Genomic DNA, 20,516 nt, shown 5'->3' with positions numbered 1-20,516 from the left:
TTAGTTCAGAAATGGAAAACAAAGCAAAGTCTCCCTACATCAAACTCCTGCAGGAATCACAAACGATTCTGGCACTTTCATACGTTGCTGCCATTGGCATAGGCATGCTTTTCACCTATCGGAAATATGATGTTTTCGGCATCAACATTTTTGATTATGCTGATGTTTTTGATTTTCTGATTGCACCTTTCGCCGATTACAAAATTCTGCTTTTCACACTGATTTCACTGCTTCTTACCTATATTATATTCAAATCAGACCGTGCCTACCAGCGCTATTTCCCGAAGTCTTACAACAAAATGAACTTCGGACTCGGTTCTCAGAAATGGTACCAGCCGCTGCGCAACATATCCCTGGCAATTTTGTTTCTGCTCTACCTCTTTATGGCAGCCAAGAAATATGGTGAGCTTACGAAGCAGGATATTTTGATTAACGAGAATGTGACGGTAGAGTTTGCAGGCGATGAAAAGAAAACAGGCAAGATGAAAGGCAAAACCAAAGATGTCGTTTTCCTTGTTCATGAAGGAGGTGCAGAAGCAATTCCGCTGTCCCTGGCACAATCCATCGTCTTACATCTGAAACCATAAAAACACCAAAACTTGAGCAATACAAAAATTAATGCTCGCAAAAATAAAATAGCAAAATGAAAAACATCATCATTACAGGAGGCGCCGGTTTCATAGGATCGCACGTGGTGCGGGAATTTGTGAAAAACATGCCGGATACCCATATCATCAATCTGGATGCCCTCACCTACGCCGGAAATCTGGAAAACCTGAAAGACATAGAGCAGGAACCCAATTATATCTTCGAGAAGGCCGACATCACAAAACCCGAAGAACTGAAGGCGGTTTTTGAGAAGTATCATCCCGATGCGGTGATTCACCTGGCTGCAGAAAGCCATGTGGACCGCAGCATTACAGACCCGAACGCTTTCATCAACACGAATGTAAACGGAACGGCCAATCTTTTGAACCTTTGTAGGGATTTCTGGACTCTGAATACGGAACACACGCACGGTAATTTTCCGGATGGAAAGCGTACAAACTTGTTCTATCATGTGTCTACGGATGAAGTTTACGGAGCGCTGGGAGAAACCGGATTTTTCACAGAAGAAACGCCATATGACCCCAAATCACCGTATTCTGCAAGTAAAGCGGCATCAGACCATCTGGTAAGAGCCTACGGAAATACATATGGCATGCCTTTTATTATCTCTAATTGCTCTAATAATTACGGTCCTAACCACTTCCCGGAAAAATTGATTCCGCTATGCATCCACAATATTCTGAATGAAAAGCCACTGCCCATTTATGGCGACGGAAAATATACCCGGGACTGGCTGTACGTGATAGATCATGCGAAAGCTATTTACCAGATTTTCCACCAGGCCCGTACCGGTGAAACCTACAACATCGGTGGCTGGAACGAATGGCAGAACATCAACCTGGTTAAGGAACTCATTCGGCAGGTAGATGAGAAAACCGGCAAGCCCGCAGGCCATTCAGAAAAACTCATCACCTTTGTAAAAGACCGCCCCGGACACGACAAGCGCTACGCTATAGACGCCACCAAACTGGCGGATGATCTGGGATGGAAACCAAGCGTAACCTTCGAAGAAGGCTTGTCTGAAACCATAGACTGGTTCCTGAACAACCAGGAATGGCTGGAACATGTAACCAGCGGCAGCTACCAGGAGTATTACGCTTCACAATACAAAAATGACCCGAATTAAATCTGAAGACCAATGAAAGGAATTATCCTCGCCGGGGGCTCCGGCACCAGACTTTACCCGCTCACCATTGCTGTAAGCAAGCAACTGATGCCCGTGTATGACAAACCCATGATTTACTATCCGCTTTCTACTTTGCTGCTGGCAGGGATTAAAGATATTCTGATTATCACCACGCCGCACGATCAGGAAGGATTCATTAAACTTCTGGGCGACGGCTCGTCCATTGGCTGCCACATTCAGTACAAGATACAGCCCAGCCCGGACGGACTGGCACAGGCCTTTATTCTGGGCGAAGAATTCATTGGAGATGATTCCGTGGCTTTGGTATTGGGCGATAACATTTTCTATGGTGCAGGCCTCCCGGGGTTACTGGAAAGCAAAACCAATGTAAAGGGCGGCTGCGTATTTGCCTATCAGGTTTCCGATCCGGAGCGCTACGGCGTAGTGGAATTTGATGACCACCTTAAAGCAATCTCCATTGAGGAAAAACCTGAAAACCCGAAATCCAACTTTGCAGTACCGGGTTTATATTTCTATGACAATTCTGTAGTGGAATATGCCAAAAACCTGAAACCTTCGCCACGCGGTGAACTGGAAATTACCGACATCAATAAGATTTATCTGGAAAAAGGAGCGCTGGAAGTAGGCGTGATGTCCCGCGGAACGGCCTGGCTGGATACCGGAACTTTCGACTCCCTGCATGAAGCCTCAGAATTTGTGAAGGTCCTGGAAAAAAGACAGGGTTTCAAAATTTCCTGCATTGAGGAAATTGCTTACAAAAAGGGATTCATCAACAAAGAACAACTGCTGGAGTCTGCCCGGAAATACGGCAAGAGTGGCTATGGGGAGTATTTGAAAAGATTGATTGAATAAAATGAAATTCAATTATCAAAATATGTCAATTATAGGGTATTTCAAATACTTTCAATCATTTACTGGATATAGAAGTTATGTGTACATATTTCTTAATTTCTTAGTTGGTTTATTTGATAGCCTTGGTTTGGCCATGTTTATTCCATTGATTGCATTGGTAGTAGATTCACCAATAGAAAACGAATCGATGGGAAAACTACAATTTTTAGTGGACTCTATTTCAGATATGGGATGGGAGTTAAATTTAAAAGTTGTTTTATTTTTCATGATTGGTTTGTTTTGCGTAAAAGCATTATTCTATTATATCAAAGCAAATTATTTAAATGAAACATTGCTGATTGCTCAAACTAAAATCAGGTATCAATTGGTGAATGGGTTATCTGAAATTTCGTATGAAGGTTTTACTAAAATGAATGCGGGTAAAACTCAAAATAATTTAGTTGCTGAGACTGGAAAATTCATGGGTGCCATGAATTCGTATTTTACATCAATCCAAAATACGGTAATGTTGCTTACCTATTTGATAATGGCAACCATTTCCAATTGGAAGTTTTCTATCATGGTGGCAATTGGTGCATTGTTAACCAATTTTTTATATAAATTCATCAATAAAAAGACGAAAGAAATTGCACGTAATATATCCAATATCGGACATGATTATAATGGGAAAATAATCCAAACTGTTGCCAATTTCAAGTATTTAAAAGCGACGAATAAATTAGAAATTTTTAAAGAAAAACTTAAGAGCGATATTCTAACATCTGAAAAGATGAACTATCGAATTACAAGGATTAGTTCCATTGGTGAAAGTTTACGTGAGCCTTTAGTAATAGGTATTATTGCCTTAGTTTTATATATCCAGCTGGAATTTGTTAAAAGTGATTTTGGATCTATTTTAGTGAGTTTATTATTATTTTATAAATCATTGGGGTTTTTAATCACACTACAAGCCACATGGAATTCGTTTTTAAAATCTTCTGCAGGAATTGAGTCTATTGAAAGTTTATTGATTGAATTTAGAGCAAATCGAGAAAATAAATCGGATATTTTTCATGAAAAAATTGGGAATTTAAAAGTAGAAAATCTTTGTATTACATTTGGGAATCGACCTATTTTAAAAAATATCAATCTCACAATACCTGAAAAAATTTCTATTGCATTTGTAGGTCAAAGTGGAGCAGGTAAGACTACTTTGGCCAATGTTATTTGTGGTTTACAAATTCCTCATTCTGGAAATTTAATTAATGAAAATACATCTGTTTACCATTCCAATCTTAATTCTTATCGTAAAAATGTGGGTTACATCACCCAAGAGCCCGTAATTTTTGATGATACATTATTCAACAATATTACTTTATGGGACCAGAAAACACCAGAAAACCTGGAGAAATTTAAAAAAGCAATGAAGCAAGTAGATTTGATGAAATTTTATCAAATTTTAGAATTTGGAGAAGATACGCAATTGGGTAATAATGGAGTTTTGATTTCTGGTGGTCAAAAGCAACGCGTTTCTATTGCAAGAGAATTGTATAAAGAATGTCAACTTCTGATTATGGATGAAGCTACATCTGCTTTGGATTCTGAAACAGAGAAGAACATTAAAGATAGTATTGATATTCTTCAAGGTAAATTCACTATACTTATCATTGCACATCGTATTTCAACGATAAAAAATGTAGATAAAATTTATCTTTTAAATGAAGGTGAAATTGAAGATTCTGGAAGTTATGAAGAATTATGTCAAAATTCTTTAAAATTTAAGAAGATGGTTGAACTGCAAGAACTATGATTTTCATGGACAAAAATGTACAAAAAAAAATCAATGGAAGGATTTTGATTAAAAAACTTAAAAATCTACCAAAGGAAATTTTCAGTTCAAATGTGAAAATATTATCATCATCTGTATCGCCTGTATTTCATAATTGGGGAGATGATGCAAGCATTGTAATTGCGGAGTTAATCAATCCTAAAGCTAAATTTCTTCAAGAAAATTATACGTTTAATATATTCAAAAGACCCAATTATTTATGTGTTGGAAGTATAATTACATGGCTCACAAAACCTGATTCAATTATTTGGGGAGCTGGAGTTCAACGGCCAGAAGATGAAATACTTTATAATGGTGAAATAATCCTTCCTAGGAAAATTCATGCGGTAAGAGGTCCTTTAACAAGGCAATATTTTTTGGATAGAAATATTGATTGTCCTGAAATTTATGGTGATCCTGCTTTGCTGTTTCCAAGATATTACAAACCTCAGATTGAGAAAAAATATAAAATTGGAATAATTCCTCATTTTAAAGACAAATCGAGTGCTATTCTAAAAGATTTAGAAAAAAGGGATGATATTTTGATTATTGATATTCAAAATTTTAAAACCTGGAATTATTTTATTGATAGTATCAATTCATGTGAATTTATCTTTTCTAGTTCCTTACATGGAATAATTATATCTGATGCCTATGGAATTCCAAACTCTTGGGTTGAATTTGATCGTAAAGATTTAAAGAGATTTACTTTTCATGATTATTATTTATCTGTAGGAAAAGAAATAATCGAACCTTATTCATTCACCGATTTAGAATTGCTTGAAAAAGCAGAAGAGTTAAAAACAACATGGAAATCACCCAAAATCGATTTGGATAAATTATTAAGTGTCTGTCCTTTTACTGAAGCTAAACAACCATGATCCCAAAAAAAATACATTACTGCTGGTTTGGAGGCAATGCCAAGCCCGAGTCATTTTATATTTGCCTGGACAGCTGGAAGAAAAACCTCCCGGACTATGAGATTATCGAATGGAATGAATCTAATTTTGATATCAATTGCTGTACCTACGTAAAATTAGCTGCCGAAAAGAAAAAATGGGCTTTCGTTTCTGATTATGCCCGCGCCCTTGCGCTATTTGAACAGGGTGGGATTTATATGGACATAGACGTGGAAGTGAAATTTCCACTGGACGAATTTTTGCAGCACCGTGCCTTCTCAGGATTTGAAATCAAAGGCTCGCCCTTCACCGCCCTATGGGCCACAGAAAAAGGACATCCATGGCCAAAACGGGTACTGGAATTTTATAACGAAAAACAGAGTTTTGATTTAACTACCAATACCGTTTTTGTCTCAGACTTACTGGTTTCAGAATATGGCATCAATCCGCAGCGCGATGAATATCAGGAAGGAAAAGACGGCATCGTCATTTACCCGTCTACCTATTTTTGTTTAGATTTACCAAAAAATTACGCCACCCACCATTTTGTAGGAACCTGGCACGAAAGGAACACTCCGAATCCCTTCAAGGATTATGTACATGCCTACTATAAAATGAAAGAGTTTGCTGAAATACAAAACGGAAAAACAGAGGTTCACAACGTCATTCAAAACATGAAAATGATAGAAGCAGAGGCCATTCTGAAGCAAATTCCGCTCAGAATGATTTTGCAATATGTATGGAAAAAAATATTTAAAAAAACACAATGATTGCCATAATTTACGGAACGCGTCCGGAGTTTCTGAAGGTTTATCCTGTAATTCTGGAAGCCAAAAAAAGAAACCGTCCCTTCATTACCATCAATACCGGTCAGCATACCGGTATGCTGACGGAAATGGAAGCGTTATTCGGCTTTTCCCCGGATTACAAACTGAAATGCCAGTCGCCGCAATACTCGAACGCCAACCTGCTCGCCAGATTGATTGATGCCGTAGCAGAGGTGGTAAAAGCAGAAAAAATTGAAAAAATAATTGCACAGGGAGATACGTTCACCGTGATGGCTTCTGCCATGGTGGCGTTTCTGGAAAAAAGAAAGTTTTACCACATAGAGGCCGGCTTGCGTACAGACGATATCCGCTTTCCCTTTCCGGAGGAATACAACCGCCGCGTGGTTTCACTCACTGCAAATCTGAACTTCGCACCTACCCTTTTGGCAAAAGAAAACCTGCTGAAAGAAGGCGTTTCCGAAGAACTCATTCCGGTTACGGGCAATACCATCATTGACCTTCTGAAATACGTCCTGGAAAAAGAAAAAATTCAGCCGGAAAAAGGTTCCGAGGTATTCATTACGGCCCACCGCCGGGAAAACCTCAATGAAAACATGACCGCCATCTGTGAGGCCATTCGCGAACTGGCTGCAGAAAATCCCGACATCACCTTCCACTGGAGTCTCCACCCGAATCCACAAACCCGGGAATTTATCTTTAAAACATTCCGCGAAGACATTCCGGCAAACATTCACTTCATTGAACCGCTCAATTATATAGAAGCGGTGAAACTGATGGCCCGCTCGCTGGTCATCATCTCGGATTCCGGCGGCATACAGGAAGAAGCGCCTACGCTGCAGAAAAGAGTAATTATTCTGCGCAGCGAAACCGAAAGACCGGAAGTGCTGGACTGTGGCTGCGGTGTGCTGGCAGGTGCAGACAAAGAAAAAATAAAGACGGAATTCTATAAGGAACTGCACACCGGCACTCATTCATTCATTAACCCATTCGGCGACGGCATGGCGGCGAAAAAAATACTGGAAAGATTATGATTGTTGGGAACGGACTCATCGCATCTGCTTTTGCAGAGAAAGACCTTGCAGAGGTCATATTTTTTGCTTCGGGAGTATCCAACTCTTCGGAAACCGATCCGGCACAGTTTCTCCGCGAGAAAAATCTGGTGCAGCATACCCTGCATGCACATCCGGGTAAAACTTTTGTATATTTCAGCACTTGCAGTATTTATGATTCTTCCAAGCATGACAGCCCTTATGTGTTGCACAAGCTCCACATGGAGGAAATCATCCGCCAGACCGCCCGTAAATTTCTGATTGTACGGGTAAGCAATGCCGTTGGTTTTGGCGGAAACCCCAATCTGCTGATGAATTATCTGGCCTCGGCCATCCGCAATAATCTGCCGCTGACCATTCATCAGAAAGCATCCCGCAATCTTATAGATGTGGAAGACGTGAGCACGCTGACCATGAATCTGCTTGAAAATCAAAGTGAGCTGAATAAAATTTATAATCTTGCCTACAAGACCAATTTTGGCATTCACGAAATCGTGACGGTGCTGGAACGGCATTTCGGCATGCCGGCACAAAAAAATTATGTGAGCGAAGGGGAATCCTATTCCATAGACATCCGCGGAATTGAATCTTATTTCAAAGAAACCGAAAAAATGGAATACCTGTCTATGCTGATTGCAAAGTATTATCTGGTAAAGGAAAACGGCTAACCGTCATACCGCTTTTTAAACAGGCGATAGCCTAATTCCACAGGTAAATTATAGTAAATATTGGCCTTCTTTTCTCTGGCACTGAAATCTGAAGAAAGATAATCTGCCAGGATGAGCGAGGGTGCTTTTTTCAGCCGCCGGTAATTTTGTTTCCAGTACGCCCCATCTTCCCGCATGCTGCGCCACTGCATGGTGAGCGTAAGATCTTTGAAATTCACAATTTTTTTGCGGATCCACTTTCTGCGCTCCGGGTCTGTCGCGGTATGGAAGGACCGGCTAAACCACTCCACAATGGTCTGGTGATTCTCGAAATTGATCTTCTTTTTATTGAAAATGGTAGATTTCCCGTGCAGATAATAAATGTAGGAGACATTATCAATAAAACTGATGGAACTGAGTTTTTCGGCACAATGAAAAGCCCACAGTTCGTCCTGTGAATACAACCCCGGAACAAAACGCAGTTTGTTGCGGTTAATGAACTCCCGGAGGTAGAGTTTATTGGGACCAATCACCGGCCAGTCGCCTTTTACAAACCGTTCAAAAATCAGGGCATTGCCTTTCAACACTTTTTCGGCAGATTTAACTTTAAACAAAAACATTCGCTCGCCGGTTTCAGACTGTTCGCAAATGGTTTCTGCCACCGAAATTTCACATTGGTGCAGCTCAGAATTGGCCACAAGTTTTTCAATACAGTCGGGGGTAATGTAGTCATCGCTGTCCAGCATATAGATGTATTTGCCGTCGGACTCCTCTATTCCGCGGTTGCGCACTACAGACAAACCCCTGTTTTTATCCAGATGAAAGATACGCATGTTCAGCTGCGGATTTTCTTCCATAAAGCGCTCTATTAATGCTACGCTGTCATCCGGCGTGGCATCATTCACCAGAATGGTTTCAAGGTGGGGATAGGTCTGCGCTTTCACCGATTCCAGACACCGGATGATGTAGTTTTCACATTTGTAAACGGGAATATTGATGCTGACCAGAGGATTGTCCATTTTACTGCTTTATGATATAACCTGCATATTTACCATCGAACTCAACAATGACCGGTTGATGACCTTGCTGTACACAATAGTCCATGAATGCGGCATTATCTCCTACATCATCACTCATCAGCACGCCGCCTTTGCGCAACCGTTCCCACAAAACGGGGTATGCCCACATTCTCCCTTTGTAAGACTTGTCACTGTCATAATGAATAAAATCAAAGGAGTCACACTCACCGAAAATCTTCGGTAAAGATTCACGGTCCGCATAATGGTATAATTTCCAGTATGGTTTCAGCTCCTGTGGCACTACGCAACCCACATAGCGGTCATTATCCTTGCCCAGGTAAGGCATATCACTGCTGTACAGGGTGCCGCCACGGTTCTTCAGTGAGAGCAATGCTGCCAGCGAACTCCACCCGTAGGCCACTCCAGTTTCCAGAACATTTTGCGCGCGGGTAAATTCTGCCAGGTAATAAATCAGATCCAGAGCACCTGCTCCACCCATTTTTACCGGACAATTCTGTTCTGCCTCATTGGCAAAAGCAAAGGCTTCCGGATAAAGGGACGTGAGCGGTGCGAAATTTTCAAAGCCCAGTGATTTCACGGCATCCTGCTGTGAAACTGCCAGATTTCTGCACCAACCTTCGGCATCCTCTTTACCTTTAAAGGCCGACTTCCGGTCAAATATATTCTTGTAAATTTTTCTGCCCAGTTCAGGGTACAGATGCGGGCGGATAAGGTAGGCCGCAAAGGTTCTCGCAATGGAGGATAATTCGCTCATTCGTGCTCGTTTTAAGGGCAAAAATAAAGAAAATTTTAATACTTTTGCTAAAACTACCATTTGATGAATTCTTTATTGACCGCATTCTTCATCCACCTGCAAGCACTGCAAAACAGATATTTGCGGAACCGGAATTTACAGTTGTTCCGCAGCAACCCTGCCAGCAACGTGCACCCGAGTTTTAAACTAGGCAATAATAACTTTCTGGATATTTCCTCAGAAGCCGAAATTCATATTGCAGAAGGAGTCACCATCAATGAATCTAATAATATTGCGGTCAAAAAATCGGGCCGGCTGGTGATTGGTAATGACACGTACATCACCAGAGCCACCATCGCCTGTCTGGAAAAAGTGGAAATTGGCGAAAACTGTATTCTGGGAGAGGGACTGAAAATTTTTGACCATAATCATCAGTACACCAAAGAACCATTTTCGGTTTCCAAAACCGCATTCAATACTTCACCTGTGAAACTAGGCAATAATGTATGGACCGGTGCCAACTGTATCATCCTGAAAGGCGTCACCATCGGCGATAATGTCATTTTGGGTGCCGGCTGTGTGATTCATAAAGACGTACCGGCCAATTCTATTGTTTTAAATGATCAGCAACAGAAAATCTTCAATATCTAGTAATATTATAGATGTAAATTATGCACAAAAGTATAGCTATATTTGCTCCCCAGGACCGCTTCAATTATGGTGATTTGCTCTTTGCAATCATGCTTGAATACGGCCTGAATAAAACATCACCGGGCACTTTCCGTTTCCAAAAATACGGATTGGTTAAGGCTGATTTTTCTGATGAAGGCGGTTTTAATGTTTTTTCTTACAAAAGACTAAAAAAAGATTTGAACCAGGGAAAAACAGATGCAATAATTGTTGCAGGCGGCGAATGTCTCCGCGCAGACTGGAATGGCCTTTATTCATTTATCAATCCGCTTTATTTTAAACTATTCCGCCACCCCAGAATCCCGTTTTTCTTCAAGAAAAGTCTATGGGTGAGATCATTTCTTGGTGGCGTTTCAGATAATCCTTTTCTCATTAATAAATCTGATTTTCAAAACGATTTTCAAGTTATTTATAATTTGGTGGGCGGTGGATATAATTTGCCTTCAGAAAAATTAAACCGACTCAAAAAAGCAGATTACATTTCTTTCAGAGAGAAGGCATCGGCTCAGTTTACATCAGAAAAACTGCAGAATCACGAGGTGTTCCTGGTTCCAGATTCCGCAATCATTATGGAAGACATCTACCCAAAGGATGATTTTCTGACATCATCCAAAATTCCGGTAACAATTAGAAATATTTTACAGACAAAATATATATTTTTCCAAATATCCAAATATAAAAGTGACAATAAACTTGACGAAATAGCACTTCAACTTAAAAACATTGCTGAAACTACCGGAATGAAAGTAATTTTATGTCCGATAGGCACTGCAAAAGGTCACGAAGACCATATTCCGCTAAAAATGATTTATCAAAAAATAAAGGAATATGCCATTTTTATTGATCACATTTCCCTTGAAAGCATAATGGCTTTGATTGCTTATGCGCAACTCTATATCGGGAACAGTCTACATGGGGTAATTACTGCAATGAGTTACGGACTGCCCTATATAGCATTAAACAAAAAACAAATAAAACTGAAATATTACCTGGAATGCTGGGCTCCTCCGGAATTAATGGAAATTCAGGATGTAGATGATTTTAAAAATCAGGCAGAGGCTCACTTATCAAATTCTTTTTTGGGAAACAAGATTCGTCAAAAGACAGAAGTCCAGAAGGATTTGTACTATCAATCTCTCCAGCGAATATCTAATACCATCCTAAAAAATGAAAGAGGATAAACTTGCCATCATCATTCCATTTTTCAAAAGCGAATTTTTTGAAGATACCCTCAGGAGTTTGTCCGTTCAGACGAATCAGAATTTTAAAGTCTATATCGGAAATGACGGAAGTGAGGCAAATCCCGAGGAACTTATAAAAAATTACAACCAAAATAAAAATTTGGTTTATAAAAAATTTCCGGAAAATCTGGGCGGAAAAGGGAAACTGGTAGAACAGTGGAACCGCTGCATAGAACTTTCTGAAAATGAGAAATGGCTCATGATACTGGCAGATGACGACTACTTGAGTAACAATTTTGTGGAGGAGTTCTATAAAAATATGGAAATCGCAGAAAACAATAATATTAGTTTACTACGATTCAAAATGAGACGTGTTTCTGAAGATGGTAAAACATTAACAGAACTGGAACAACCAAATCTCTACCTCGGAAAAGATTACGTTTGGGAAGATGAGATTCACAAACGTTTTTTATCGATTTCAGAAAATGTTTTTACTCGAGAAGTATACGAGAGAAAGGGATTCAGACCTTATCCTCTGGCTTGGCGTGTGCCATTCATGATGTACCTGGATTTTACAGATGCAGGTTCGGTCATGGGCATTAATTCAGCATTTGTTGCGATCCGGCGAAATGACAGTCAACTTTCATGGCGGCCAGATGTAAACATCTTCAAAAGAATGGCTATGGAATTATGTTACCGGGATATTCTTAATGAATACAGCAACATCTTCTCCAGCAGCCAAAATCTCAAGTTCTTGAAGGTTTACTCGTTTTACTCGTTAAAAAAGAATGAACTGAAAAATTCTGTGATATTACTTTATTTTAAGTATGGAGGATTCTACGAAACAATTAAATACCTGCTCAAAAAATTAAAATAATGCTGTTCTCCATTCTCATCGCTCATTATAACAATTTTGATTACTTCCTGGAATGCTACAAAAGCATCCGGGAACAGACCTATGCACACATAGAAATCGTGCTGGTAGACGACTGTTCTACCGATGGTTCGCAGGAAAAACTGCAGGCACTGGCAGATCAGGATTCCAGAATCAGACTGTTTTACAATGAGGAAAACAAAGGAGTAGGCTATACCAAACATCGATGTGCCGCCGCGGCCCAGGGGGAGATGGCCGCTTTTGTAGATCCCGATGATGCACTGACGCCAGACGCTGTACAAACAATGGTGAATGCACTAAATGCTGACAAAAATGCAGTGGCAGCGTACAGCCAACTATACCTTTGCCGTGAAAAACTACAACCCGGAAAGGTTTTTGACAAAACCCGCAGAATTAAGAATGGCAAACCCTTGTTTTTCAACCTTAATTTTGAAGTGGCGCATTTATTCGTTTTTCGCATCAAAGACTATAAACGCACTGAAGGCATCAATCCGGAACTCAGCTCTGCCGTGGATCAGGATTTATACCTGAAAATGTACGAAACCGGAAATTTTCTGTTCATAGAGCAACCGCTCTACCTGTATCGCCTTCACGAAAAAGGAGTCTCACAACAAAGTAATAAAAAAGAAAAGTTGAATCAGAACTGGGATCGTGTACTTCGGGACACCCTGCTACGCAGAAATTTAGACACCATTTATGGAAAGAAAATTGCGGAGATATCCAGTCTTCAGCATTACATCATCCAGAAACAAAATACATTTTTCAGTAAAATCCTCCGAAAACTGTCATGACTGATATCCTGATTAAATCCTTTAACCGTCCCTATTACCTGGACAGATGCCTACAGAGCATCTCCCGGAACATCTCCGGTAATTACCGCATCACAGTTCTGGACGATGGTACTCCGCAGCACTATCTGGATAAAATCAGTAAAAAACACCCGAACATCACCATTCTGAAGTCGGCACACCATACGAACAAGCAGGTTGCTATTACCGAAAACCTTCGGTCTGGAACACAGATTAACGGGTACAGCATCCCCACAAATCTGTGGATTGAAGCGGCCAGAAACGCCTCAGAGTATTTCATCATGACCGAAGACGACGTATGGTTTACCCGCCCTCTGATGCTGGATGAATTGCTTGAAGACTGTAAAACCCACCAGATCGCCCTGCTGAAACTGGGCTGGCTGGGCAATGAAAAAGATGACAAACACTTAGAAATCACCAGCATCAATCCCCGGATTAACGCTGCCCGGCCAAGGCAAATTTTTCTGGCGCCGCCCTTTCTGATGAACGCCTATTTTCATAACCGGTTCAAATTGTTCAGCATTCTGTATAAACTGGGACTGGCAGATCATGAGAGCCGCCGGAAATACTGGGCTCTCAACTCCATTCTGATGGGTATGTACCGCAAAGATTACTGGCTGAGCATCTGGAACGATATGAACGGGCAGGTGGATGAAAAGAAACAGCTCATAAACGCTGCGGTGTATTACCGGAATCACCGCCAAAATCCGAATTTTGCTACCCGGCTTTCCACCGAAGCCATGAAAACCACTTTTCAGTCTTCTGCCACGGGCTCCTACCACGAATACGGCAACCGGCTGGATGTGAACCGGATGAACTTCATTCTGAATGAAGCCTGGCTGCAAGACAAACTGGCTGCTATGGAAAATTATCCGCAGGATTTCTCCGAAAGCTATATTCAATCTTTTCTGGATGAGACCGGACATCCCGATGCACAGGCCGGTGAATGGAAAAAGTGGGCCGGAAAATTCAGAGAACAATACAGAAATATCGGTGCAAAGACAGATTAAATGATGATGAAAAATACCCACAGAAAAATACAAGTACTGTTCCGGCATCGCTCCATGGAAATGGGCGGAGTGGAAAAGGTGATGCTGAGTATGCTGAACCACCTGAACCGCAATAAGTTTGACCTCCGCGTGGCGCTGAATCTGTTTCAGGGAGAACTGCGACATGAGATTCCGGCACACATACCGCTGCATGTTTTAGCCAAAGGAAAAGAAGATTTCTCGGAAAACACGGTCATCCGCACAATACAGTTGGCCGCAAGAGCCGTCAGACTCAAACTGTTTCGCATGTTTCCTGTTCTGGCAGATCGTTTTGTGATTCATAATGATGCGGATGTGGAAATTGCGTGCACCTACTCTGCTTTCGGCGATGTACTGAACTCGGCCAACAAGAAATCAGCAAAAATAGGCTGGTTTCACTCGGACATCACCTATCCTAAACTGCAACCAGCAGTTCCGCTTTTACTGAAGCAGATTGTTCAGTTTGATTACTTTCTGTGGGGCTCGCAGCAGGCCCGGGATATTTTTGTACAAACCTATCCGGATGTTCAGTTACCTCCCAACAAAGTCATCAGAAATGCGATACCGGTTGATGAACTCAGACAAAAATCGCAGGAATTCATTCCTGATTTCAACGGCAAAAGGCCCGTTTTTGTCACTGTAGGCCGCCTGCACACCCGCAAAGGACATCATCTGCTGATGGAAGCTCATGCACGCCTGCTGAAAGACGGATATCCGCATACCGTATACGTCATCGGTGACGGCGAGGAAAAACAAAATCTGGAAAATCAGACCCGGAATCTTGGAGTGCAGAGCAGTTTCATTTTGGCAGGTTCTATGAATAATCCATACCCTTACGTGAAAAATGCAGACTTTTTCATACTACCGTCTGAATCTGAAGGCTGGCCGCTCATTGTAGCAGAAGCCCTGATTCTTCAGGTGCCGATGATTGCCACCGAAGTGGGCGGCATTCCGGAGTTGATTACCCACAAAAAGAATGGCTGGCTCATCCCTTTTGAAACAGAGGCCATCTACGACGCAATGAAAGAATTCCTGGTGAATAAGGCACTCATCGCCGATCTCCGTCATGAATTATTGGACTCTGAAAAACAGTTTGACAATCAGATTATTTTTGATACCATTGAAAATATCATCATTAACTTAGCACAAAAAACAAAATGATATTGCTGTACCGGATTATCGTAAAACTACAGACCCTGTGGAAAACCTGCTATGACAAAGCCTATATTGAAGTATGCAGACACAGAGGCATGAAGGTGGGCAAAGATGTCGTCTTTATAGAAGCGCCTGCGTTCGGCTCCGAGCCATACCTTATTGAAATTGGTGACCGCACTAAAATCACTGCCGGATGCACATTCATTACCCATGACGGAGCCATGTACACCATACGTAACATGGAGAAATATGCTGATGCTCGCAACTTCGGGCGCATTAAACTGGGCAGCAACTGCTTTGTGGGAAACAACTGCACCTTTTTGCCCGGCTCACAAATGGGCAATAACTGTATTCTGGGCACCGGCTCCGTACTGACGACTACCATGCCGGACAATACCGTCTATGCCGGAATTCCAGCCAAATTCATTTGCACCATAGAGGAATATGGGGACAAAGCCCTTCAAAACAATGTGCTGTACCCCCGTGAGCTGGAAAAAGACCGCACTCTGCTGGATGCGTACATCAGCAAAAATCTGCCGCACATCTATAAACCTGTAAAAAAATAATGGCCGGAAAGAAAAAAATACTGATCAGAATCGGTTCACTGCGTCATGGCGGTGCTGAAAAAGTACTGATTACTTTCCTCAAAAATCTGCCTGCGGACCGGTATGAAGTAGATCTTCTGCTAAATTTGTACTCCGGGAAATACCTCTCCGAAGTTCCGGAATGGATTCGTGTCATCTATCTTCATAAAGGTGAGATGATTACCACCAACAGGCTGCAGGATTTGCCCCGCAAAGCCTTCCGTGTCCTCTATCAGAAATTGCTGCGCGTATTTCCGGAACTGCTGTATTCGGGGATTCTGAAAGGTAAAAAATACGATGTGGAAATAGCGGCTATTCATGGCATGCGGGATGAAATACTGAATTCGCCCCTGCGATCCTCCAGGAAGCTGGTCTGGATTCATAACGACCTCAGAAAAACCCATTTTCACCATTACACTGATGAAGAAATACGGAAATTTTTCGGTTTTGATAAGATTATGGTCATCTCTGACCATATTCAGCAGGATTTTGAGAACCTGGCCCGAAATACCGACGAGGGTAGCAAAATCGTCCGGATTTATAACCCTATAGACACCGCCGAAATTCTACAAAAGTCTGAACTTCCCTTACCTGCACCGCTAGAAAAAGACGTCCCGTTGTTTGTGGCGATAGGAACTGTTTTCCCGCAGAAAGGCTATGACCGTCTGCTGAAGGCGCACCAAAGACTCCTGCATGAGGGGCACAAACACCGCCTGCTGATTGTAGGGGACGGCTACGACTTCAAAACCATCCAAAACCTCATCTCTGATCTGGGAGTAGAAGAAACAGCCACGATGACCGGTTATACAGAAAATCCGTACCCGTATCTGAAAGCCGCAGATTACTTCGTGCTGAGTTCCCGATATGAAGGATTTCCCACTGTTTTATTTGAGGCACTCACTTTACATAAAAAAATCATTGCAACCGATGTATCGGGCGTGCGCGAGATGCTTCAGGACGGGGCACTGGGACTGATCACAGAAAATTCTGATCCCGGAATATACCGCGGAATGAAAAAAGCACTGACTGCACCCGAAGATTTTGAGCTGTATCTGCATGCGCTCAGCACCTACCAGATGCCGTTTAACCTTGAAAATTCTGTTGCGGGCATTTCAGAAATTATTGACAAATTGTAAAAGTTCTTACTGCAATTATTTTGTTTTCTGGCTTTGTAACTTATCTTTGCTGTATGTCCGGGAAAACAATCATCCAGAAAGATTTTTACAGAGAAAGCGGAAAATGGCTTTCTGTGCAGGAAATCTGGGCTAAATGTGTGAATCCGAACCTGCATTTCATTTATATTCTGCGCAAAGCACAGCAATTCCCCAAAAAATCCGTGCGGGGCGTGTTCTGGCGCTGGGTCTTGCGGCACCATCAGATTAAATATGGATTTCAGATTTACCCGGAAACACAAATCGGTCCGGGACTCTACCTGGGACACTGGGGAACCCTGGTCATCAATCCGAAAGCGGTCATCGGGAAAAACTGCAATATTGCGCAGGGCGTGACCATAGCCCAGGCCAACCGTGGCAAAAAAGAAGGCGTTCCGCGTATAGGAGATGAGGTATGGATTGGCCCCAATGCTGTGGTAGTGGGTAACATTACCATTGGCGATAATGTCCTGATTGCGCCCAATGCCTATGTGAATTTCGACGTGCCACCCAACTCACTGGTCATAGGCAATCCGGCAAAAATAACGCCTTACGAAAACGCTACCGAAGGCTACATCAATAATAAAGTTTAACTTCGCTATATGAGCAAATCCTACGAAACAATTTTTGAAAACAATAAAAAGTGGATTCAGGAAAAACTGGCACAGGACAAGGAATTTTTTAATAAACTTGCGGCAGGCCAGCATCCGGAATTTTTGTATATCGGATGCTCAGACAGTCGGGTTACTGCAGAAGAACTCCTGGGTCTGAAACCCGGAGAACTCTTTGTGCACAGAAACATTGCCAATATGGTGAACACGCTGGATATGAACTCTACCGCAGTAATTCAGTATGCCGTAGAGCATCTGAAAGTGAAACACATCATTGTTTGCGGCCACTACGGTTGTGGCGGTGTAAAGGCGGCGATGACTCCTGAAGATCTGGGATTACTGAATCCGTGGCTCAGGCTGATCCGTGATGTGTACCGCATTCATCAGAAAGAGCTGGACGCCATAGAAGACGAGCAAGCACGGTATAACCGCCTGGTGGAACTGAATGTACAGGAACAATGCATTAACATCATCAAAATGGCCTGTGTACAGGAACGCTATATTGTAGATGACTACCCCATCGTGCACGGCTGGGTATTTGATATGAAGACCGGTGGTCTTAAAGATCTGGATATTGATTTTGAAGAAACACTTTCAGATATTCAAAAGCTGTATGACCTGACCAACTCTTCCTGGGTGATGAGCCGCAAGAAAAATAAGAATCTGCTATAATTATAGATTGTGAATATTAAATAATGTTAATGTTTAGACGAAATCTATAATCTACTTGTCAAATTTATCTGATGTAATTATATTTGCATCTCAAAATCAAAATTTGTGAAGGTTTTTTGGAACATAATGGTTCTTAGTATATTCGTCAATTTTCTGGCTGCACCTACGATTGCGCTGGCATTTGATGTGGATTTGCCACAGACCAATATCGTCCTTTCTGAAGAAGAAAACCATCACTCCGGGATTACATTTTCGGAGAAAACGCTACCCGATACGATAAACATCCACGATTTTCTAAAATTTTTCTTACCGGATTCCCGGAACAAAGCATTTTATTCTCAGGACGATTTAACTTTAAAATCGCCTCATTTCGCGATTATATCGCCACCACCCGAAGCTTAATTTTTTGACTGACATCAAAGATGCGCTGCCGAAATTCGAATGCGCTCCTTTTACATTTCAAAAATTAAATTTCTAAACCATATAGTCTTTTCTTGGGACTGTATATTAAACTATTTTCAAAACAATGGAAAAAGTAAAAAGTTTATTGGGTGGATTTAAACAGAATTTCCCCTCAGGTCTTGTGGTATTTCTTGTCGCACTACCTCTTTGTCTTGGCATTGCCCTTGCATCCGGCGCACCCCCGCTCTCCGGAATCATCGCCGGCATCGTGGGCGGTATCATTATCGGCAGCCTGTCCAATTCTAATATTTCGGTATCCGGCCCTGCTGCAGGTCTGGCTGCCATCGTATTTTCTGCCATTACCGAACTCGGCACCTTTGAATTATTTCTGTGCGCCGGTTTAATTGCGGGACTGATCCAGGTACTCATGGGCATTCTTCGGGCGGGAAGCATCTCCAACTATTTCCCGAACAGCGTAATAGAAGGGATGCTGGCAGGTATCGGAATTATCATCATTTTAAAACAAATACCATATGCCATAGGATACACCGGCAGTTCCTTTGCCGGTGAAAAACTCTTTGAAAACGGAATCAACCTAACCAATATCACGCTATATCTGCAAAATGTGATACAGTCTGTACACCCGGGATCCATCATTATAACGGCAATATCCATCACCATTTTGCTGATCTGGGACAAGGTTAGTCTTCTCAGGCGTTTGAAAATGCTGCCGGGCGCCCTGGTGGCCGTTCTTGTGGGAGTGCTGATCAATGAAGTATTCAAAATCACCGGAAGCCCCCTGGCCGTCACTGCACAAAATCTTGTGAATCTGCCAGTTCCGGAATCATTCTCGGCACTCACCTCCCTGGCTACTTTCCCGGATTTTTCCGGTTTCACAAATCCCGCAGTATGGATTTCGGCAATAACTATTGCAGTAGTAGCTTCCATAGAAACACTGCTCTGCATTGAGGCTTCAGACAGACTGGACCGCCAAAAGAGAATTACAGACACCAATGTGGAATTACGCGCGCAGGGAATCGGAAATGTGCTAAGTTCGCTTATTGGCGGACTGCCTATAACTTCTGTAGTAGTGCGAAGTTCTGCTAATGCAGGGGCAGGGGCCACCACTAAATTGTCGGCCATCATTCACGGTGTTTTGTTACTCATCTGCGCGGTAAGCATCCCGTTTGTACTTAATCTGATACCACTCGCCACCCTTGCGGCAGTGCTGATTCTGGTAGGTTACAAACTGGCCAGTCCCCAGAAAATCAAACACTTTCTTACCAAGGGAAAATTTCAGTACCTGCCATTCATTGCCACCATAACTGCCGTTGTTTTTACGGATCTGCTTACCGGCGTCGCAATCGGAATGGGAATCGCCATACTCTTTATTTTACAGGGAAATATGAAGCGGGCCTATTACTTCAGTAAAGAAGAACTGGACCAGGCAGACGAAATCACGCTGAAACTGGCAGAAGAAGTGTCTTTTCTGAACAAAGCGGCCATCAAAAAAACCCTAAAAAACATACGCCCCAACTCCAGAGTGGTGATTGATGCAAAATCTACTTCTTACATTACGGCAGATGTACTTGAAATGATTCAGGAGTTTGCCAATATCCGGGCACGTGAAGATGATATACAGGTGCAACTTATTGGTTTCCGGACCAATTATGACCAGTATGCGCGCGATCAGCATTCGCATATTACTATCCATCACAGAAGAGCCATGTAACGATAAAAACAAAAAATATAATTACTGAACCAGGC

General features: G+C 42.0%; 22 protein-coding genes. 20 read left to right on the top strand and 2 right to left on the bottom strand.

The genetic code is table 11. From position 1 onward, the window contains the following. The first annotated feature begins 11 nt into the window (after window positions 1-11). Genes LKO26_RS00485 through LKO26_RS00450 form a run of 8 tightly spaced genes read left to right on the top strand, consistent with a single transcriptional unit; the run spans window position 12 to window position 7,819 of the window. On the top strand, window positions 12-587 hold the full coding sequence (locus LKO26_RS00485; protein WP_227585836.1) for a hypothetical protein: 576 nt from the start codon (window positions 12-14) through the stop codon (window positions 585-587). Between the two features lie 56 nt (window positions 588-643). Beyond that, window positions 644-1,735: a dTDP-glucose 4,6-dehydratase gene (gene rfbB, locus LKO26_RS00480; protein ID WP_227585835.1), complete on the top strand. Its 1,092-nt coding sequence runs from the start codon at window positions 644-646 to the stop codon at window positions 1,733-1,735. A gap of 12 nt (window positions 1,736-1,747) precedes the next feature. After that, window positions 1,748-2,608 carry a glucose-1-phosphate thymidylyltransferase RfbA gene (gene rfbA / locus LKO26_RS00475; RefSeq protein WP_227585834.1) on the top strand — a complete coding sequence of 287 codons (861 nt, stop codon included), beginning with the start codon at window positions 1,748-1,750 and terminating at the stop codon, window positions 2,606-2,608. A gap of 22 nt (window positions 2,609-2,630) precedes the next feature. Then, entirely contained in the window at window positions 2,631-4,397 is a 1,767-nt protein-coding gene (locus LKO26_RS00470; protein ID WP_227585833.1) for an ABC transporter ATP-binding protein, read from the top strand. Between the two features lie 5 nt (window positions 4,398-4,402). Then, entirely contained in the window at window positions 4,403-5,296 is an 894-nt protein-coding gene (locus LKO26_RS00465) for a polysaccharide pyruvyl transferase family protein (protein WP_227585832.1), read from the top strand. Then, entirely contained in the window at window positions 5,293-6,084 is a 792-nt protein-coding gene (locus LKO26_RS00460; protein WP_227585831.1) for a glycosyltransferase family 32 protein, read from the top strand. Before LKO26_RS00465 ends, LKO26_RS00460 begins: the two co-directional genes overlap by 4 nt. Further along, window positions 6,081-7,133 carry a non-hydrolyzing UDP-N-acetylglucosamine 2-epimerase gene (gene wecB, locus LKO26_RS00455; protein ID WP_227585830.1) on the top strand — a complete coding sequence of 351 codons (1,053 nt, stop codon included), beginning with the start codon at window positions 6,081-6,083 and terminating at the stop codon, window positions 7,131-7,133. The genes LKO26_RS00460 and wecB overlap by 4 nt, the downstream gene beginning before the upstream one ends. Continuing rightward, window positions 7,130-7,819: an NAD-dependent epimerase/dehydratase family protein gene (locus tag LKO26_RS00450; RefSeq protein ID WP_227585829.1), complete on the top strand. Its 690-nt coding sequence runs from the start codon at window positions 7,130-7,132 to the stop codon at window positions 7,817-7,819. Before wecB ends, LKO26_RS00450 begins: the two co-directional genes overlap by 4 nt. On the opposite strand, the gene LKO26_RS00445 is transcribed toward LKO26_RS00450, so the two are convergent. Continuing rightward, window positions 7,816-8,817 carry a glycosyltransferase family 2 protein gene (locus LKO26_RS00445; protein ID WP_227585828.1) on the bottom strand — a complete coding sequence of 334 codons (1,002 nt, stop codon included), beginning with the start codon at window positions 8,815-8,817 and terminating at the stop codon, window positions 7,816-7,818. The two genes, LKO26_RS00450 and LKO26_RS00445, sit on opposite strands and share 4 nt — an antisense overlap. Window position 8,818: 1 nt before the next feature. Beyond that, window positions 8,819-9,592, bottom strand: coding sequence for an O-methyltransferase (locus LKO26_RS00440; RefSeq protein ID WP_227585827.1), 774 nt, complete (start codon window positions 9,590-9,592; stop codon window positions 8,819-8,821). A 63-nt stretch (window positions 9,593-9,655) separates the two neighbouring features. Between LKO26_RS00440 and LKO26_RS00435 the strand changes: the two genes are divergently transcribed. From LKO26_RS00435 to LKO26_RS00380, 12 genes are all read left to right on the top strand, one after another. Next, window positions 9,656-10,222, top strand: coding sequence for an acyltransferase (locus LKO26_RS00435; protein ID WP_227585826.1), 567 nt, complete (start codon window positions 9,656-9,658; stop codon window positions 10,220-10,222). A 20-nt stretch (window positions 10,223-10,242) separates the two neighbouring features. Continuing rightward, window positions 10,243-11,442, top strand: a complete 1,200-nt coding sequence (locus LKO26_RS00430; protein ID WP_227585825.1) for a polysaccharide pyruvyl transferase family protein — start codon at window positions 10,243-10,245, stop codon at window positions 11,440-11,442. After that, window positions 11,429-12,319: a glycosyltransferase family A protein gene (locus LKO26_RS00425; protein ID WP_227585824.1), complete on the top strand. Its 891-nt coding sequence runs from the start codon at window positions 11,429-11,431 to the stop codon at window positions 12,317-12,319. Before LKO26_RS00430 ends, LKO26_RS00425 begins: the two co-directional genes overlap by 14 nt. Beyond that, window positions 12,319-13,128 (top strand): glycosyltransferase family 2 protein, encoded by an 810-nt coding sequence (locus LKO26_RS00420; protein WP_227585823.1) that lies wholly within the window; start codon window positions 12,319-12,321, stop codon window positions 13,126-13,128. Before LKO26_RS00425 ends, LKO26_RS00420 begins: the two co-directional genes overlap by 1 nt. Continuing rightward, the gene (locus LKO26_RS00415) at window positions 13,125-14,156 is read left to right on the top strand and encodes a glycosyltransferase family 2 protein (protein WP_227585822.1); all 1,032 of its coding nucleotides are present in this window, start codon (window positions 13,125-13,127) and stop codon (window positions 14,154-14,156) included. Before LKO26_RS00420 ends, LKO26_RS00415 begins: the two co-directional genes overlap by 4 nt. Then, a complete protein-coding gene (locus LKO26_RS00410; RefSeq protein WP_227585821.1) occupies window positions 14,157-15,335 on the top strand; it encodes a glycosyltransferase in 1,179 nt (392 codons plus the stop codon). Next, window positions 15,332-15,895, top strand: a complete 564-nt coding sequence (locus LKO26_RS00405) for an acyltransferase (protein ID WP_227585820.1) — start codon at window positions 15,332-15,334, stop codon at window positions 15,893-15,895. The genes LKO26_RS00410 and LKO26_RS00405 overlap by 4 nt, the downstream gene beginning before the upstream one ends. Then, entirely contained in the window at window positions 15,895-17,049 is a 1,155-nt protein-coding gene (locus LKO26_RS00400) for a glycosyltransferase (protein ID WP_227585819.1), read from the top strand. The genes LKO26_RS00405 and LKO26_RS00400 overlap by 1 nt, the downstream gene beginning before the upstream one ends. A 53-nt stretch (window positions 17,050-17,102) precedes the next feature. Then, on the top strand, window positions 17,103-17,657 hold the full coding sequence (locus LKO26_RS00395) for a serine acetyltransferase (RefSeq protein ID WP_227585818.1): 555 nt from the start codon (window positions 17,103-17,105) through the stop codon (window positions 17,655-17,657). A gap of 9 nt (window positions 17,658-17,666) precedes the next feature. Then, a complete protein-coding gene (locus LKO26_RS00390; RefSeq protein WP_227585817.1) occupies window positions 17,667-18,347 on the top strand; it encodes a carbonic anhydrase in 681 nt (226 codons plus the stop codon). 126 nt (window positions 18,348-18,473) lie between these two features. After that, the gene (locus tag LKO26_RS00385; RefSeq protein ID WP_227585816.1) at window positions 18,474-18,749 is read left to right on the top strand and encodes a hypothetical protein; all 276 of its coding nucleotides are present in this window, start codon (window positions 18,474-18,476) and stop codon (window positions 18,747-18,749) included. Between the two features lie 124 nt (window positions 18,750-18,873). Beyond that, window positions 18,874-20,481: a SulP family inorganic anion transporter gene (locus LKO26_RS00380; protein ID WP_227585815.1), complete on the top strand. Its 1,608-nt coding sequence runs from the start codon at window positions 18,874-18,876 to the stop codon at window positions 20,479-20,481. Window positions 20,482-20,516: the final 35 nt, after the last annotated feature.

The sequence above is a fragment of the Chryseobacterium sp. MFBS3-17 genome (assembly GCF_020687745.1).
In the GTDB taxonomy this organism is placed as follows: Bacteria; Bacteroidota; Bacteroidia; order Flavobacteriales; family Weeksellaceae; genus Marnyiella.
The sequence above is the reverse complement of the archived record's forward strand: the minus strand, read 5'-3'. Positions and strand labels throughout refer to the sequence as shown.

Excerpts from the sequence above, each read along its gene's own strand:
- LKO26_RS00485 (WP_227585836.1), top strand. The coding sequence starts at position 12 with ATGGAAAACAAAGCAAAGTCTCCCTACATCAAACTCCTGCAGGAATCA.
- rfbB (WP_227585835.1), top strand. The coding sequence starts at position 644 with ATGAAAAACATCATCATTACAGGAGGCGCCGGTTTCATAGGATCGCAC.
- rfbA (WP_227585834.1), top strand. The coding sequence starts at position 1,748 with ATGAAAGGAATTATCCTCGCCGGGGGCTCCGGCACCAGACTTTACCCG.
- LKO26_RS00470 (WP_227585833.1), top strand. The coding sequence starts at position 2,631 with ATGTCAATTATAGGGTATTTCAAATACTTTCAATCATTTACTGGATAT.
- LKO26_RS00465 (WP_227585832.1), top strand. The coding sequence starts at position 4,403 with ATGGACAAAAATGTACAAAAAAAAATCAATGGAAGGATTTTGATTAAA.
- LKO26_RS00460 (WP_227585831.1), top strand. The coding sequence starts at position 5,293 with ATGATCCCAAAAAAAATACATTACTGCTGGTTTGGAGGCAATGCCAAG.
- wecB (WP_227585830.1), top strand. The coding sequence starts at position 6,081 with ATGATTGCCATAATTTACGGAACGCGTCCGGAGTTTCTGAAGGTTTAT.
- LKO26_RS00450 (WP_227585829.1), top strand. The coding sequence starts at position 7,130 with ATGATTGTTGGGAACGGACTCATCGCATCTGCTTTTGCAGAGAAAGAC.
- LKO26_RS00445 (WP_227585828.1), bottom strand. The coding sequence starts at position 8,817 with ATGGACAATCCTCTGGTCAGCATCAATATTCCCGTTTACAAATGTGAA.
- LKO26_RS00440 (WP_227585827.1), bottom strand. The coding sequence starts at position 9,592 with ATGAGCGAATTATCCTCCATTGCGAGAACCTTTGCGGCCTACCTTATC.
- LKO26_RS00435 (WP_227585826.1), top strand. The coding sequence starts at position 9,656 with ATGAATTCTTTATTGACCGCATTCTTCATCCACCTGCAAGCACTGCAA.
- LKO26_RS00430 (WP_227585825.1), top strand. The coding sequence starts at position 10,243 with ATGCACAAAAGTATAGCTATATTTGCTCCCCAGGACCGCTTCAATTAT.
- LKO26_RS00425 (WP_227585824.1), top strand. The coding sequence starts at position 11,429 with ATGAAAGAGGATAAACTTGCCATCATCATTCCATTTTTCAAAAGCGAA.
- LKO26_RS00420 (WP_227585823.1), top strand. The coding sequence starts at position 12,319 with ATGCTGTTCTCCATTCTCATCGCTCATTATAACAATTTTGATTACTTC.
- LKO26_RS00415 (WP_227585822.1), top strand. The coding sequence starts at position 13,125 with ATGACTGATATCCTGATTAAATCCTTTAACCGTCCCTATTACCTGGAC.
- LKO26_RS00410 (WP_227585821.1), top strand. The coding sequence starts at position 14,157 with ATGATGATGAAAAATACCCACAGAAAAATACAAGTACTGTTCCGGCAT.
- LKO26_RS00405 (WP_227585820.1), top strand. The coding sequence starts at position 15,332 with ATGATATTGCTGTACCGGATTATCGTAAAACTACAGACCCTGTGGAAA.
- LKO26_RS00400 (WP_227585819.1), top strand. The coding sequence starts at position 15,895 with ATGGCCGGAAAGAAAAAAATACTGATCAGAATCGGTTCACTGCGTCAT.
- LKO26_RS00395 (WP_227585818.1), top strand. The coding sequence starts at position 17,103 with ATGTCCGGGAAAACAATCATCCAGAAAGATTTTTACAGAGAAAGCGGA.
- LKO26_RS00390 (WP_227585817.1), top strand. The coding sequence starts at position 17,667 with ATGAGCAAATCCTACGAAACAATTTTTGAAAACAATAAAAAGTGGATT.
- LKO26_RS00385 (WP_227585816.1), top strand. The coding sequence starts at position 18,474 with ATGGTTCTTAGTATATTCGTCAATTTTCTGGCTGCACCTACGATTGCG.
- LKO26_RS00380 (WP_227585815.1), top strand. The coding sequence starts at position 18,874 with ATGGAAAAAGTAAAAAGTTTATTGGGTGGATTTAAACAGAATTTCCCC.